The organism is uncultured Tateyamaria sp. (genome assembly GCF_947496075.1).
Classification (GTDB): Bacteria; Pseudomonadota; Alphaproteobacteria; order Rhodobacterales; family Rhodobacteraceae; genus Tateyamaria.
Genome location: NZ_CANMBJ010000001.1, coordinates 157729 through 171663 on the forward strand (window position 1 = coordinate 157729; position 13935 = coordinate 171663).

15 protein-coding genes are annotated in these 13935 nt (G+C 57.6%); 2 read left to right on the forward strand and 13 right to left on the reverse strand.

Going from position 1 to position 13935, the window contains the following annotated elements; genetic code table 11:
* Positions 1–3 precede the first annotated feature (3 nt).
* From lpxB to frr, 12 genes are all read right to left on the reverse strand, one after another.
* On the reverse strand, positions 4–1170 hold the full coding sequence (gene lpxB / locus Q1A51_RS00805) for a lipid-A-disaccharide synthase (RefSeq protein ID WP_299605779.1): 1167 nt from the start codon (positions 1168–1170) through the stop codon (positions 4–6).
* The gene (gene lpxI / locus Q1A51_RS00810; protein ID WP_299605781.1) at positions 1158–2057 is read right to left on the reverse strand and encodes a UDP-2,3-diacylglucosamine diphosphatase LpxI; all 900 of its coding nucleotides are present in this window, start codon (positions 2055–2057) and stop codon (positions 1158–1160) included. Before lpxI ends, lpxB begins: the two co-directional genes overlap by 13 nt.
* On the reverse strand, positions 2057–2845 hold the full coding sequence (lpxA, locus tag Q1A51_RS00815) for an acyl-ACP--UDP-N-acetylglucosamine O-acyltransferase (RefSeq protein ID WP_299605784.1): 789 nt from the start codon (positions 2843–2845) through the stop codon (positions 2057–2059). The genes lpxI and lpxA overlap by 1 nt, the downstream gene beginning before the upstream one ends.
* The gene (gene fabZ / locus Q1A51_RS00820) at positions 2842–3306 is read right to left on the reverse strand and encodes a 3-hydroxyacyl-ACP dehydratase FabZ (RefSeq protein ID WP_299605787.1); all 465 of its coding nucleotides are present in this window, start codon (positions 3304–3306) and stop codon (positions 2842–2844) included. Before fabZ ends, lpxA begins: the two co-directional genes overlap by 4 nt.
* 83 nt (positions 3307–3389) lie before the next feature.
* Positions 3390–3923 carry an OmpH family outer membrane protein gene (locus Q1A51_RS00825; RefSeq protein WP_299605789.1) on the reverse strand — a complete coding sequence of 178 codons (534 nt, stop codon included), beginning with the start codon at positions 3921–3923 and terminating at the stop codon, positions 3390–3392.
* A gap of 4 nt (positions 3924–3927) precedes the next feature.
* Positions 3928–6231, reverse strand: a complete 2304-nt coding sequence (gene bamA, locus Q1A51_RS00830; protein ID WP_299605978.1) for an outer membrane protein assembly factor BamA — start codon at positions 6229–6231, stop codon at positions 3928–3930.
* Between the two features lie 179 nt (positions 6232–6410).
* The gene (locus tag Q1A51_RS00835) at positions 6411–6536 is read right to left on the reverse strand and encodes a hypothetical protein (protein ID WP_299206976.1); all 126 of its coding nucleotides are present in this window, start codon (positions 6534–6536) and stop codon (positions 6411–6413) included.
* Between the two features lie 94 nt (positions 6537–6630).
* Complete coding sequence (gene rseP / locus Q1A51_RS00840; RefSeq protein ID WP_299605791.1) at positions 6631–7980, reverse strand: RIP metalloprotease RseP; 1350 nt, start codon at positions 7978–7980, stop codon at positions 6631–6633.
* 4 nt (positions 7981–7984) lie between these two features.
* The gene (gene dxr / locus Q1A51_RS00845) at positions 7985–9151 is read right to left on the reverse strand and encodes a 1-deoxy-D-xylulose-5-phosphate reductoisomerase (protein WP_299605794.1); all 1167 of its coding nucleotides are present in this window, start codon (positions 9149–9151) and stop codon (positions 7985–7987) included.
* Between the two features lies 1 nt (position 9152).
* Positions 9153–9905 (reverse strand): phosphatidate cytidylyltransferase, encoded by a 753-nt coding sequence (locus Q1A51_RS00850; protein WP_299605981.1) that lies wholly within the window; start codon positions 9903–9905, stop codon positions 9153–9155.
* A 29-nt stretch (positions 9906–9934) separates the two neighbouring features.
* Complete coding sequence (gene uppS, locus Q1A51_RS00855; RefSeq protein ID WP_299206983.1) at positions 9935–10681, reverse strand: polyprenyl diphosphate synthase; 747 nt, start codon at positions 10679–10681, stop codon at positions 9935–9937.
* Between the two features lie 84 nt (positions 10682–10765).
* Positions 10766–11329, reverse strand: a complete 564-nt coding sequence (frr, locus tag Q1A51_RS00860; protein WP_299605798.1) for a ribosome recycling factor — start codon at positions 11327–11329, stop codon at positions 10766–10768.
* 181 nt (positions 11330–11510) lie between these two features.
* Here frr and Q1A51_RS00865 point away from each other — a divergent pair, with 181 nt between their 5' ends.
* Positions 11511–12158, forward strand: a complete 648-nt coding sequence (locus Q1A51_RS00865; RefSeq protein ID WP_299605801.1) for an acyl carrier protein — start codon at positions 11511–11513, stop codon at positions 12156–12158.
* A gap of 24 nt (positions 12159–12182) precedes the next feature.
* Here the strand turns inward: Q1A51_RS00865 and pyrH are convergent, their stop codons facing one another.
* Positions 12183–12914 (reverse strand): UMP kinase, encoded by a 732-nt coding sequence (gene pyrH / locus Q1A51_RS00870; protein ID WP_299206990.1) that lies wholly within the window; start codon positions 12912–12914, stop codon positions 12183–12185.
* Between the two features lie 72 nt (positions 12915–12986).
* On the opposite strand from pyrH, the gene miaA reads away from it, so the two are divergent.
* Positions 12987–13868 carry a tRNA (adenosine(37)-N6)-dimethylallyltransferase MiaA gene (miaA, locus tag Q1A51_RS00875; RefSeq protein WP_299605806.1) on the forward strand — a complete coding sequence of 294 codons (882 nt, stop codon included), beginning with the start codon at positions 12987–12989 and terminating at the stop codon, positions 13866–13868.
* Positions 13869–13935: the final 67 nt, after the last annotated feature.

The following is a 13935-nucleotide window of genomic DNA, read 5'->3' on the forward strand; positions in this document are numbered from 1 at the left end:
AGATCACCCCAGCCGTCCGAGGACAGCCCGCGCCGCGCGCAGTCCAGGGTCCTTCCCACCGCGTCCCAGGCGGTCCATCGTCAGCTCCATGGCTGCGCGTTGATCCTCAGCGCCTGCGAGCAGGCCCTCCATCGCCGACACCACGTTCTCAACGTTGAAGTCCTTGCCAACGACCTCAGGCACCACTCGGGTATCCGTCACATGATTGATCAAACTGCCTGTATCGGTCGTCACCATTCGGCTGATGATGGCACGGCTGAGCCAGTGCAGATCATAGGCGCTGACCATCGGGGTTCCAGCCGCTGCCAGTTCCAAAGACACCGTGCCAGAGGTTGCCAGCGCCACATCCGCCGCCGCGAAAGCAATCCGCTTTTCCGTCAGCGCCGCATCTTGGTCGTTCCCTGTGGGATCAAGAACCAGGGGTGCAACAGGCCACTTCACAACCTCATTATGCACCAGATCTACAACTGATCCGGCAGCGGGTAGAACCATTTTCAAGGCTGGCCGCGTCTGCGCCAATCGACCAAGGGCTTGGCCGAAGACCGGGCTCATCCGCGTGATCTCTCCTCGGCGAGAGCCCGGGAGGACAAGCACCAACGGATCGGCGGCCTCCAGCCCGTGATAAGCTCGGAATGCGGCCTTCTCTGCAGCGGTCGCGCGTGGGACAGTGGCGGCAGGGTGCCCAACGAAATCACACTCCATACCTTCCGCTTCCATGTACGGAGGTTCGAAGGGAAACAGAGCGAGGACCTGATCGATGACCTTCGCCATCTTCTTGGCCCGCCCGGGCCGCCACGCCCAAACGGTGGGTGCCACGTAGTGCACGGTCCGAATATCGGAGCGCGCCTTGACCAGCTTGGCAACACGAAGCGAAAAGTCCGGGCTGTCGATTGTGATCAACACGTCGGGCCGCGTGTCGATCACGGCCTGCGCCGTCTCGGCAATGCGTCGTTTCAAATGACGGTACTTTGGCAGCACCTCGGCAATGCCCATGACCGTCAGTTCGGACATGTCGAACCGGCTTGTCAGCCCCTGCGCCTGCATGAGCGGCCCGCCGATGCCGTCATAGGTCACATCCGGCGCTTCGCGGTTCAGGCCCGCCATCAATGCCCCACCCAGGGCATCACCCGAAGGTTCACCCGCAAGGATAAAGACCTTTAGCGCACCCAAAGGAACAGCCCCGCGTCATCCAAGAGGCGCACGACCTCTTCCCGCTCAAGCACCATCACGCCTTCTGCAGCGATGACCATACCATCAAGTCGTGCTTGGATTACGGCGCGCGCGGTTTCAGGCCCGATCGTGGGCAAGTCGATCCGTCGATCCTGACCTGGTTTGGGCGCTTTGAAGAACACGCCACCCTTAGGTTTTGCCCGCGCTTCCGCTACAGGACCAGAAAGCCAGTCCGCCGCGTCGTCGAGCATGTCACCAACAAAATCCATTGCCGCCCCGAATGGATCGCCTTCGGTTGTCGGCATCGGGCGCACATCGTTTTGACACAGGCCGCGCAGCATCGCGTCAGTGCCCCGCGCGTCTTCACGCGCAATGACCTGTTCGTCGCGAATGACACAGGACTGGCCCTCATCCGCGCGGCCCTGTTCTATCGAAACTTGCTCGGCAGCCTTGATTTGCGCCTCAATATCCTGGGGGACCGGTGTACGCGTCAAAATACCCGGCTGCGGCAGCAGCTCGGGCACAAAAGCATGAGCGCCTTTCGCAATCATTCCGCGTTTCTCGAACAGCCCAAGGATGGCCCGCAGAGCGGCATCTTCACCATCCTTGACTGCCCTTGCCAATGTCGGCACCAGCGGCATCGTCCGAGCATCCAGTTTCAAAGGGCTGAAGCCAGGCCTTTGAATGGCTCCGCAAAAGCAGACCTCTGTTACGCCCAATGCCACGAGCTTGTGCAACAAGGTCCCGATTGTTTCGAGCCGGAACCAGATGTCCACGTCCAGATTCTCGGGCTTGTGCCCGTCGAGAGCACAAACGATCGGTCTGGTTGGTTGGTGCGTTGCAACGATCGAGGGCAAGGCGCCGGTCCCGGTGATCAGGGCCAGCATCAGCGCGGCGTCAGGAACGACCGGTCACTGTCGCCCATGACGAATTCGACAATTTCCCGGACATAGGCGCTGTCGGTTTCCTTGCCCAATCGCTCAGCCCGATTGTGGAACGTACCCTCGCCTTGCGCCAGCATCTGGAAGGCCGCACGCAATGCCGTGATGTCGCTGCGACTGACACCACGCCGTTTCAGGCCGACAAGGTTCAGTCCATCCAGCTCTCCGCGTTGTGCCTGGACCAGTCCGTATGGGATCACGTCATTTGTCACCATGGTCACAGCACCAATGATTGCACCGCGACCGATGCGTACAAATTGATGAATGCCCGACAGGCCCCCAACAATCACGTCGTCCTCAAGCACGCAGTGCCCGGCCACCGCGGCTGAGTTCACAACGATGACCCTGTCGCCGACTTGCGCGTCATGTGCGATGTGGCAGCCCGCCATGAACAGACCATCATCGCCGATCCGCGTGATGCCGCCGCCGCCTTCGGTGCCACAGTTCATTGTCACATGTTCGCGAATGCGATTGCGTTTGCCGATAACCAGACGACTTGCCTCGCCCTTGAACTTCAAGTCCTGCGGCACTTCTCCGATCACGGCGAAAGGAAACACGATTGTTCCCTCACCCACCTCGGTATGGCCTGTGACAACCACGTGGCTTTTCAGCACAACGTCTGGGCCGATCACAGCATTCGGGCCAACCACGCAAAAAGGCCCTACAACGGCCGTTGGATCAACCTGCGCGCCCGGTTCCACGACCGCCGAGGGGTGAATACCTGCATCGCTCATGTGGTTGGCAAATCCATCATCGCGGTGAACTCGACCTCACAGGCCATTTCACCATCAACCTCTGCAACACCGGCGAATTTCCAAACTTTTCCCCCCGGCTTGCCGCGGGTTGTTTTGAGGTTCAGTTTCAAAACATCGCCAGGAACAACCATCCGGCGGAATTTGCATTTGTCGATGGCCATAAAGTAAACAAGCAGGTTCTTGTCAGCCAGATCAAGGGCAACGCCGACCATGACTGCTGCCGTTTGCGCCATCGCTTCGACGATCGTCACGCCTGGCATGATGGGTTGCCCCGGGAAATGACCCTGAAAGTGCGGCTCGTTCATCGTGACATTCTTGATGCCAGTTGCCGACTGATACCCGTCGATGTCTTCGACACGATCCACCAGAAGGAAGGGATAACGGTGCGGGATCAGGCGTTGTATCATCCCGATGTCGGCGGATTTCAATTCTGTTATCATGGGACGCCCGAGCCTTTTGTCGTTAGTCTTATCATCGAAAGGTGCCTAGCAAGACAGACGCAGCCTCGCAAGCGCGGCTATTGCTACTCGGTTCCGTCACCCAGGGTCGCATCCATCCGTGAAATCGCAAGATCCGTAATGTCGATCGCATTCGCGCTAACAAATACACTGCGTTGTTCAAGGATAACGCCAGCGCCAGCTTCGCGCATGATGACTTCTAGAACGGGCGCGGCTGACACCAGAAACCGATCGCGGTTTTCTTCCAACAAGTCGGCGATGCTGCGACTTCTGTCTTCGCGTTCATTGCGTATGCCCTCGACCCGTGCATCAAACGCATCCGCGAGTGCGCGAAACGCCTCTGGTTCCATATCCGGACGTTGATCCGTTAAGGCCTGCTCTTCCGCTTCCAACTCTGCCTCAAGACGGCGATTGTCTTCAGCGAGTATCGTTGTCTGTTCCTCGATCTCAGCAAGTACACGCTGGCCGAACGCGCTGTCCCGATAGAAGCGTTCGCTATCAATTGTCAGGATCGGGCTGCGAACGTCTTGCGAGAGGGTTGCCGTGGCCCAAATGAGGGCCACGACCAAGAGTGCACCGGCTTTGCCAAGCCTGCCCATCACATCAGAAGTTGGTTGAGATGGTCAGGTCGAACGACTGCTCACGGTCGAACTCTTCTTTGCGCAGGGCATTGGAAAAGTTCAGACGCAATGGCCCGATGGCCGTATCCCAGAAGATCGAGAAACCAATCACGTGACGGAAGGATCCGCCTTCGCCCTGGACATCCCCACCGGACAGATCGACCTCGTCCAGATCCCACAGGTTGCCCACGTCATAAAACAGCCCGCCACGAATACCCAACTCCTCTGGCAGACCGAGCGGGAATTCAGCTTCAAACCGTGCAGCAACGAACAGGTTACCACCCAGCGGATCGGGATCATCGCCCGCCGCATTGAAATCCCGGGGTCCAATGCCGCCAGGCTCAAACCCTCGGATGATGCTTGGTCCAAGAACAAACCTGTCGACCGTCCGGTTGGTACCGCCGTTCCATGCCAAGTATCCGCCCTCGAGCGTCGCACGGAGTGTGACCTCTTCATTGAACGCAAGTCGTTGACCAACAATGCGGCCACGCGTTCTTATGAATTCGGCATCACCACCCAAGCCAGCAAAATCCTGAGAAAGCTCAAGGAGCACGCCCGCCGTTGGGTTCAAGCCACCTTCGCGTGTGTCATATGTGTACGTATATCCAATCGACGATGCGGATTGTTCGCCGACATCAATCTCACGCTGAACGATCGGGCCGTTCACAACTGGGTCGCGCACAAGCATTTCATTTTCAAGGTAGCTGTAGTTCAGAGACAGCCTCGATCGCTCACCAATGGGGAAAGTCAAACTGGGGCGAAATGTAAGTGACTCGGTATCGTAGTTGGCGAAACTTGAGTCAGACTCGCTGTACTGAAGGTTCAAGCCAAAGGCGACATCACGACCCAAAAACGCCGGCTCAATAAAATTGATACCGTATTGCTCGGACTCTTCCGCTGTTGAGAAGTTGAATCCAAGCGTCTGACCTCGGCCCAAAAAGTTGCGCTCGGTGAAACTCACAATAAGCCCAAAGCCGTCGTCTTGCGAGAATGCACCACCGAAGTTAAGCGAACCGGTTGGACGTTCTTCCACGTCCACATCGATAACAACTTGATCCGGGCTCGATCCCTCCCGGGCGTTAACGTCAGCAGCTTCGAAGTACTCAAGTGCGCGAATACGCTCAGCCGCATCTCTGATTTCCCGTGGATTGAACGGGTCACCTTCGGCGACCTTGAATTGACGACGGATTACACGATCAAGCGTCGTTGTGTTGCCCTCGATATCGATGCGCTCAACAAATACACGTGGACCGCGGCTGAGCACAAATTCGACATCAAGCGTCAATTCACGATCATTTCTGACGATCCGTGGTTCAACCCGTAGAAAATCAACGCCCTCTCGTTGTCCCTGGCGTTCAAGACGGGAAATCTCCGCTTCCACCAATGTGGGAGAGTAAATGACGCCTGGGCGCACTTTGATGAGCTGTTGGTATGCGTCACCGTCAACATTCGGCAGCTCGCTTACAACGGTGATTTCGCCGAAGGAAAATTGCTGTCCTTCCTGAACATTGAACGTCAGGAAAAAGCCGTCGCGTTCTTCGGTCAGTTCGGCATTTGAACTTACGACCCGGAAATCAACATAGCCGCGCGAGTTGTAGAAATCGGTCAGAACTTGTTTGTCGAACTCAATGCGGTCTTCAACCAATGTGTCTGTCTGGATCAGAAAGCGCAGGAGACCAGCCTGCTTGGTTTCGAGCACTCGGCGCAATCTGCGGTCGGAATAGACGCGGTTACCAACAAAGCTGATACGTTCAACTTCGACAACATCGCCTTCGAAAATTTCAAAAACCAGATCAACGCGGTTGTCCGAACGTCGAATGATGCGGGGGCTTACACGCGCCGCAACGCGGCCTTGAGTGCTGTAAGCTTCGGCAATCGCACTTGCATCCCGTTCTGCCTGAGCAGGTGAAAACACCCGTCTCTCTTGGCTTTGAATGATGGCGGACAGCGCCTCGTCGTCCACGCGGCGGTTTCCTTCGAAGGTCAGGCGGTTGATCGTCGGAAACTCCGTGACCGTAATCAGGAGGGTACTGCCTTGCGGTTCTACTGAAACGGTTTCGAACAAGCCGCTTGTTTCAAGGTTGCGGCGCGCATCGTTCACTTGCCCGGCTGACAGCGTTTGCCCCGGAGCGATTCCGGCTCTTGCCAGGACCGCGGAGTCGCCCACGCGCGTGTTTCCATCTACAACAATGCGACTGAATTGAAAATTCTGCGCCTGTGCAGGGGTCAGTGTTCCGACCCAAACCGCTGACAAAAATACGAAAAATGCTAGAATACTCTGCGCCATACGCCAGCACGATTGTACTCGCCCTGCTGCGCCCCTCATCCCCAGTCCCATGGTTTTGCCCCACGTGTTCAGACATACAATAGTCACGTGACTAACGGCATTGCGAGGTGTTGTCAAAAGCGCAAAACCCCGTGGGTCACCACGGGGTCACTGGCACATCTTGTGGATAAATCTGCGTTTTAGAGGCTGCCCAGCCATGCACCTGCCGCAAGAGCGGCCATCAATGTCAGGCCATGAAGTGCACGATCCCAATTCAGCAGCATCAAAAGGCTCAGGCCACGGTATCCGGTTTGAATCATCTGCATCGGTTCATCCTCTGTGTCGAGAATGGGATACAGGGTTAATGCGGCAGGACATGGGATTAATGATGGCAAGAATAAGGCGCTCAACCCAATCTTCCTAGGGACAGAAGATATCGTTCCCCAACGCAAATAGCATGAGCGACAACACGAGGGTCAGCCCAACTGCCATCAAAACACGCAGGGCGCCATCGCTTGGCGGCTTACCCGTGACCGCCTCATAGGCGTAAAACACCAGATGACCGCCGTCCAACGCCGGGATGGGAAACAGGTTCAGAAGGCCAACGGCAGTCGAAAGTACCGCGATAAACCAGATGAAGTCGCTGAGGCCATGACTTGCTGTCGTACCTGCAACCTGTGCAATGCCGATAGGCCCGGACAGATTGCAGGAGCTGATTGCACCTGTAATCAAGTGTCCAAGACCGTTGATGGAACCCGTGATGACCCCAATCATGCGTTCATATCCGCCAGACAATGCCTGCAGCGGTGCGGGTGCTTCGCGGCCCATTTCAAAAGCCTGGCCTCCGCCAAGGCCGATCCGCCATTTCTTTTCAAAGCCGCCCTGCCCGTCTGGTTCGTCAACCAGTTTGGGCGAAAGTTCGATTTGCATTTCTGCGCCTGCGCGCCAAACGGTCAGTTGCACGGGTGCACCGTCAGCGTTCTCGATGACCTCTGGCAGTTGCCCAAATCGAAATACGGGCGCGCCATTGATCGATGTGATCACGTCGCCTGCTTCGAACCCGGCCGCAAGCCCTGCGCTGCGCGGAACGACCCGCGTCACGAGCGGTGGGAACATATAAGGTCCCGTGACCGTCATTACGTCGCCGTCACGATCGACAAGATATTCAAGCTGCGGCTTTTCCGGGATCGTTTCAACAAATGCGGCATAGTCCTCGGAGTTGATGCTGGGCACGGCTTGGCCCTCGATTTCGCGAACGATATCCCCTTCGCGAAGTTCGTACGCGCCAGCCGGGAGCGGCTTGATCTCACCAACTGTCAGCGGATCACGCGGCACGCCCGTGAAGAAGATCACGGCGGCAAATACGATAATCGACAGCGCAAAATTGAAAACGGGACCTGCGGACACTGTAGCAGCGCGCGCCCAAAGAGGTGCACCGTGCATTGTGCGACGCAAGGCGGCAGGATCAGCGGCTGCGTCCTCCATCGCGTCAACATCTTTGCCAGATGCCGCATTCGCATCGCCAGCGAACTTCACATAGCCGCCAAACGGCAAGGCTGCGATCTGCCAGCGGGTGCCCCGCTTGTCCATACGGCTCCAGATCACAGGGCCAAAACCGATCGAGAACACATCCGCCTGAATGCCTGACCAGCGACCAACAATATAGTGTCCATATTCATGAATGGCGACGATGACACTCAGCGCCACGACGAAAAAGAAAATGGTCCAGGCAAAACCGCCAAAGGCGGGAATCACGGCCGAAATATCCAAGGTTTTATCCTGCTCTTTGCTCGATCACGTCGCGGGCGGCTTGTCGTGCCATTTGGTCCGCTGTGAGTACATTATCAAGGGTCATTGGGGCATCAATATGGCCCGGATCAGTACAGTTGAGCACCTCATCGACCACTTCAGCCATCGCAGGAAAGCCTATGTTGCCCGCTATAAACCCATCCAACGCGGTTTCTTTGGCGGCGTTGAATACGGCGCCGGATAGCCCGCCGCGCTCCATCACTTCGCGGGCCAGCCGCAAGGCGGGCCAACGCACTTCGTCAGGCGCACGGAACGTCAATGAACCGATCTGCGCCAGATCAAGGCGCTCGACGGGCAATGGCTGGCGATCGGGCCAATTCAGGGCATAGCCAATTGCGTGGCGCATGTCGGGCGGACCAACATGCGCCATCAACGCGCCGTCATTGAAGCCGACCATCGCGTGGATCATGGATTCCGGGTGGACAAGCACCTCGATCTGATCACCTCTGACGCCGAAATATTCTCGTGTTTCAATCAGTTCCAAGGCCTTGTTGAACATCGACGCGCTGTCGATTGTGATGCGTTGCCCCATGTCCCAGTTTGGGTGCGAAGATGCCTCTGCCAATGTCGCCTTCGCCAGCTTGTCCAGCGGCCAATCGCGGAAGGCGCCGCCGCTGGCGGTGATGATGATCCGCTCAACTGCTGACATATCTTCGCCGACGAGGGCCTGAAAGACAGCTGAATGCTCACTATCGACGGGCAGCAAGCGCGCATCATGAGCCTTAGCCGTAGAGAGGATCAGTTGACCGGCGCACACAAGGGATTCTTTGTTGGCCAAAGCGAGGGTTGCCCCCTGCTCGAGTGCACACAGCCCCGGTGCGAGGCCAGCCGCCCCCACAATTGCGGACATGACCCAATCGGAGGGACGGCAGCCCGCCTCGGTCAATGCGGCCTGCCCTGCGGCTGCTTCAACATCGCTGCCGCTGAGGGCTGCACGCAGGTCATCCAGCCGTGCCTCATCTGCCGTCACAGCCACATCAGCGCGCAGGCGGATGGCATCCTGTGCAAGTTGTTCAATATTGGATGACCCGGTCAACGCCACAACGTCGTAGGCGTCCGGCGCTCTGGCGATCAGGTCGATGGTGTTTTGACCAATCGACCCCGTCGCGCCGAAAATCGACACGCGGCGCATGTTAACCAAGCCCCCAGGGGAAAGCCGCAATCTGAGCAAACATCAGGAAGAATACCGAAGCACCCAGCATGCCGTCAAACCGGTCCAGCACGCCGCCATGCCCGGGGATCAGCGACGAGCTGTCCTTGACGCCCATTCGCCGCTTCATCGCGCTTTCTGCGATATCGCCCATTTGGCTGGCCATGGACACGGCAATGGACACGCCGATCAACTGCAGCGACACGCCAGTGTTGATCGCGAAGAGTGCACCGACAATGCCTGCGCCAACCCAGCCTGAGGCGGTGCCAGCCCATGTCTTCTTGGGGCTGACGCGCGGCCAGAATTTCGGTCCGCCAATCAGGCGACCCGCAAAGTAGCCAACCACATCAGTGACAACGACCACCGCCACCAGCCAGACCATCCAGCCAAAGCCGAGATCATCGCGGACATGCATCATTCCGTATCCGGCCATCAACACGAGCAGCGTGAAGATCATGTAGATCGAACGGTTCTGCTTCAATTGCCCCAGACCAACCATGCAAGGGGCCAAGAGCAACGGCAGCGCAAAACCGGTCGGTAGATACACGGCAAGAAGCGTCGCAACGCCAGACACTGCGCCCAGCTGCACGGCGAGCGATGGGTGATCAGGCGAAATGATGCGGACCAACTCCCACACCATCAGGCCGCAAATCAATGCAATCAGGACATGGAAAACGTCACCGCCAACCCAGATGCCCCAGATACCGACAAGGACCATGACCAGACCGGACGCCATGCGTGCCGCAAGATCTGACCACCGTTCGGTCACCGCTTCACCCCACCGAACCGCCGTTCGCGTCCGCCATAGGATGCACAAAGGCGGGTGAACTCTTCCCTGCTGAAGTCAGGCCACAGAGTATCGATGAATTCGTATTCGGCATAAGCCGATTGCCAGAGAAGGAAGTTTGATATCCGCGCCTCTCCACTGGTACGGATCACCAGATCGGGGTCGGGCAGCACATACGTATCCAGGTATTTTGGAAGCGTTTCCTCGTCCACACTCTCTGGCCGCAGTTTTCCATCAGCAACGTCTTGTGCCAAACGTTTGGTCGCGCGCGCAACCTCATCCCGCCCGCCGTAATTCAAGGCGATTGTCAGGTTCACGCTTGTGTTGCCGGATGTCAGCGTCTCCAACTCATCCATGAGGGAGATCAGCTTGGCATCCAAACGCACACGATCCCCGATGAAGCGCACACGTACCCCAAATTCGCTAAGTGCGCGGGCTTCTTTCGAGATGTAGCGGCGAAACAGGCTCATCAGCCCAGCCACTTCGACCTGCGTCCGTTTCCAGTTTTCGGTCGAGAACGCGAAAATGGTCAGGTATTCGACACCTATATCGGGGCAGGTTTCCACAACTTCGCGGACCCGCCGCGCACCGGCGTGGTGGCCAAACAGGCGCGGCCGTCCTCTTTGTGTTGCCCAACGCCCATTGCCGTCCATGATAATGGCAACGTGGCGCGGGCCGGTATGTACGGTGTCTGTGATAACGCTGTCCTTGGAATGTCTGCGCAAATCCCGTCAACCGGGGGTCCAACTTTGATGACCCAAACACCCCCACGGAGCGTTTGCCCCGACCACATGGCCGAGGTCCGGTTTTCAAACCTGCATGATCTCGGTTTGTTTGGTTTCAAGTGCGCTGTCCACGGACTTGATGAACTTGTCCGTCATCTCTTGCACCTCATCTTCCCAAAGCTTCTGGTCGTCCTCGGACATACCGTCAGCCTTGGCTTTCTTGATCTGGTCCATGCCATCGCGGCGCACGTTGCGGATGCTGACGCGGGCATTTTCGGCGTAACTGCCAGCAACCTTGCCCAACTCACGGCGGCGTTCTTCGTTCAGTTCGGGGATTGGCAGCATGATGATCGTGCCGTTCAGCTGGGGATTGATGCCCAGACCACTTTCGCGGATGGCCTTTTCCACTTTTCCGACCAGACCTTTGTCCCAGACATTGACGGTCACCATGCGCGGTTCAGGTACATTCACCGTACCAACCTGGTTGATCGGCGTCAGGGCCCCATACGCATCCACCATCACCGGCTCAAGCATCGAAGCCGAAGCTCGGCCCGTCCGCAACGATGCGAATTCGGTCCTGAGGTTCGCCATGGCACCATCCATCCGGCGCTCAAGGTCATCAGTGTCGAGCATAAAGTCGTCAGACATTGTATTCCCCGTGTTCGTCCTGGCCCGTTCGGGCGTCTTTCATTTGGGTATAGTGCAACGGGCGGGCGAATTGCCAGAGCGGTTTGAGCTATGCTCAATTTGGCGCTCTGGCGCGCAATAGCGTCAAACTGCAAACACAATCTCTGGTTATCTGAAATCCGCTTTGACCCGGAATCAGAACATGTCAGACAGTTTAAATGCAATAGTCGAAAGAGCTGCCCGCATACTTGGTGTCGCTGAGGCGGATATCGACGTGAATGCTGACGTTGCCGACCTTGGTCTCGATGCAGACGACGTGCATGACATCTTGGAAGAAATCGCGGAAATGTTCGGTGCGCCTTTGATAGACATCGTCAACACGGTTCCGATCTATCGGATCAAGCGCGGCGACATGACGATGGCCAGCTTACAGGACATCGCCGCGTTCTCACCCTGGGCATCAGCGTTGTTATCGGAGCTGACGACCAAAACGGATATCGAGACGTTGACCAGTTTGGCCGCCTCCATTGATGCAGGGCGCTATGTCCCAAGTGGACGAAAGTCAGAAGATCTTCATCTCCCCAAACCGCCAGAGTGGGTCATCGCAAAGGCTGTTGGCATCTGGGCCGCGGCACTTTTGGTTCCGTTGTTCAACGTATTTCGTCCGTGCAATCCATTGGCGCAGTTCTGTTTTACACCAGCTGCTGAACGGTTCTGGCATGTCGCCAGTTACTCACTCACGATTGCGGCGGTGGTGACACTGGTTTGGCTGGTGCCGGGTTTGCACGAATTGTCAGACGACATTCGAAAGCAGAAGGCTCGGCTCAAACGCGGTGCGGGTGAAGCGTAACGCGCGAACAAATTTCACTGCGGATTACCCCTGCACCCGTGTGAAGGTCCCCTTGCCTTCCAAGATCTCCTTGAACCCGCCGGGTGTGTCCAGCGGGAAGACGATCAAGGGAAGGTTGTTGTCGCGCGCGAGCGCGATGGCTGATGCGTCCATGACGCCAAGGCGCTTTGCCAGAACCTCGTCATAGGTCACGACATCATAGCGTTTGGCATCATCATGCTTGGCCGGGTCCTTATCGTAGACCCCGTCCACACCGTTCTTCCCCATGAATATAGCCTCACAGGACATCTCATTGGCGCGCAAGGTCGCGGCTGTGTCAGTGGTGAAATATGGGTTACCCGTCCCGGCGGCAAAGATGCAGACACGTTTCTTTTCAAGGTGACGCACTGCGCGGCGGCGAATGTAGGGTTCTGCAACCTCGTTCATCGTGATGGCGCTGATGACGCGGGTAAAAACGCCCAGCCCCTCAAGCGCGGACTGCATGGCAAGGGCGTTCATCACGGTGGCAAGCATGCCCATGTAGTCGGCCGTTGTACGCTCCATCCCCTGAGCCGAACCCTGTAGACCGCGGAACACGTTGCCGCCGCCAATCACCATGCAAATCTCGACCCCCATATCGTGAACGGCCTTCACTTCCTGTGCGATGCGTTCAACCGTTGGAGGGTGGAGCCCGAAGCCCTGATCGCCCATCAGCGCCTCGCCCGAGATCTTTAGCATCACCCGTTTGAAGGTGGTTGGTGTCTCTGTCTCGGTCATGGTGCGCCCCCGCTCTTTCAAATTGCGCGCAACCTGTCCTAAATGCGATGGGTTTTCAATGGATGACACCACATGATCCGCGATGTAATCGCATCTTTGCCAAGCGAGCTTCCAATACTGATCGCCGGACCGACCGCGTCGGGGAAATCTGCGCTCGCCCTTGCCATTGCAGAGGCGCAGGGCGGCGTCATCGTGAACGCGGATGCAAGCCAGGTATATGACTGCTGGCGCGTCCTCACCGCGCGCCCCTCTGCGCAAGAGGAATCACGCGCTCCGCACCGGCTTTATGGAAACCTCCCCTTTGATGCGCCCTATTCCACTGGCCACTGGTTGCGTGAGGTAACGCCTCTCTTGTCTGGCGAGAGGCCGATCATTGTTGGGGGGACCGGGCTTTACTTTACCGCGCTGACACAGGGTTTGGCGGACATTCCGGCTACGCCACCGGAGTTGCGAAAACATGCAGACCAAATGGACATGGCCGCGATGTTGACGGAGTTGGATGCAGACACGATCACGCGCATCGATGTCGCAAATCGTGCGCGTGTGCAGCGCGCTTGGGAAGTCCTGACCTCCACGGGTCGCGGGCTTGCCCATTGGCAAGACAACACCGCATCGCCGTTGTTGCGGGCGGGGACATATGCGGGGATCGTCATGGACAGTCCCAAGGAGTGGCTAACGCCCCGCATTGCGACCCGGTTTGACGACATGCTGAGTGGCGGTGCACTTGAAGAGGCGCGCGCCATGCAGAACCGCTTTGACCCGGCCCTGCCTTCGTGCCGGGCCATCGGGGTCACGGAAGCGATGGCCCTTCTGCGCGGTGAGATGGATCACGACACGGCTGTTGAGCAGGCCACCATTGCGACGCGACAATATGCAAAGCGCCAGCGCACTTGGTTTCGAGCCAGGATGGCGGATTGGCGCTGGATCACGTCATCTGAGCTGGCCAAAATTTGACCTTTTACGCGTTTCGCGGCACAAATGTCAGTGTAAACCGCGCGCCATATTGTCGAAAACGGACAAA

What these genes read in the sequence shown, in the direction of transcription:
- Q1A51_RS00825 (WP_299605789.1), bottom strand. Translation starts at nt 3,923, where the DNA reads ATGGGCAGGCTTGGCAAAGCCGGTGCACTCTTGGTCGTGGCCCTCATT.
- miaA (WP_299605806.1), top strand. Translation starts at nt 12,987, where the DNA reads ATGATCCGCGATGTAATCGCATCTTTGCCAAGCGAGCTTCCAATACTG.
- pyrH (WP_299206990.1), bottom strand. Translation starts at nt 12,914, where the DNA reads ATGACCGAGACAGAGACACCAACCACCTTCAAACGGGTGATGCTAAAG.
- Q1A51_RS00865 (WP_299605801.1), top strand. Translation starts at nt 11,511, where the DNA reads ATGTCAGACAGTTTAAATGCAATAGTCGAAAGAGCTGCCCGCATACTT.
- frr (WP_299605798.1), bottom strand. Translation starts at nt 11,329, where the DNA reads ATGTCTGACGACTTTATGCTCGACACTGATGACCTTGAGCGCCGGATG.
- dxr (WP_299605794.1), bottom strand. Translation starts at nt 9,151, where the DNA reads ATGCGCCGCGTGTCGATTTTCGGCGCGACGGGGTCGATTGGTCAAAAC.
- Q1A51_RS00835 (WP_299206976.1), bottom strand. Translation starts at nt 6,536, where the DNA reads ATGCAGATGATTCAAACCGGATACCGTGGCCTGAGCCTTTTGATGCTG.
- lpxI (WP_299605781.1), bottom strand. Translation starts at nt 2,057, where the DNA reads ATGCTGGCCCTGATCACCGGGACCGGCGCCTTGCCCTCGATCGTTGCA.
- Q1A51_RS00850 (WP_299605981.1), bottom strand. Translation starts at nt 9,905, where the DNA reads ATGGCGTCCGGTCTGGTCATGGTCCTTGTCGGTATCTGGGGCATCTGG.
- bamA (WP_299605978.1), bottom strand. Translation starts at nt 6,231, where the DNA reads ATGGCGCAGAGTATTCTAGCATTTTTCGTATTTTTGTCAGCGGTTTGG.
- lpxA (WP_299605784.1), bottom strand. Translation starts at nt 2,845, where the DNA reads ATGAGCGATGCAGGTATTCACCCCTCGGCGGTCGTGGAACCGGGCGCG.
- fabZ (WP_299605787.1), bottom strand. Translation starts at nt 3,306, where the DNA reads ATGATAACAGAATTGAAATCCGCCGACATCGGGATGATACAACGCCTG.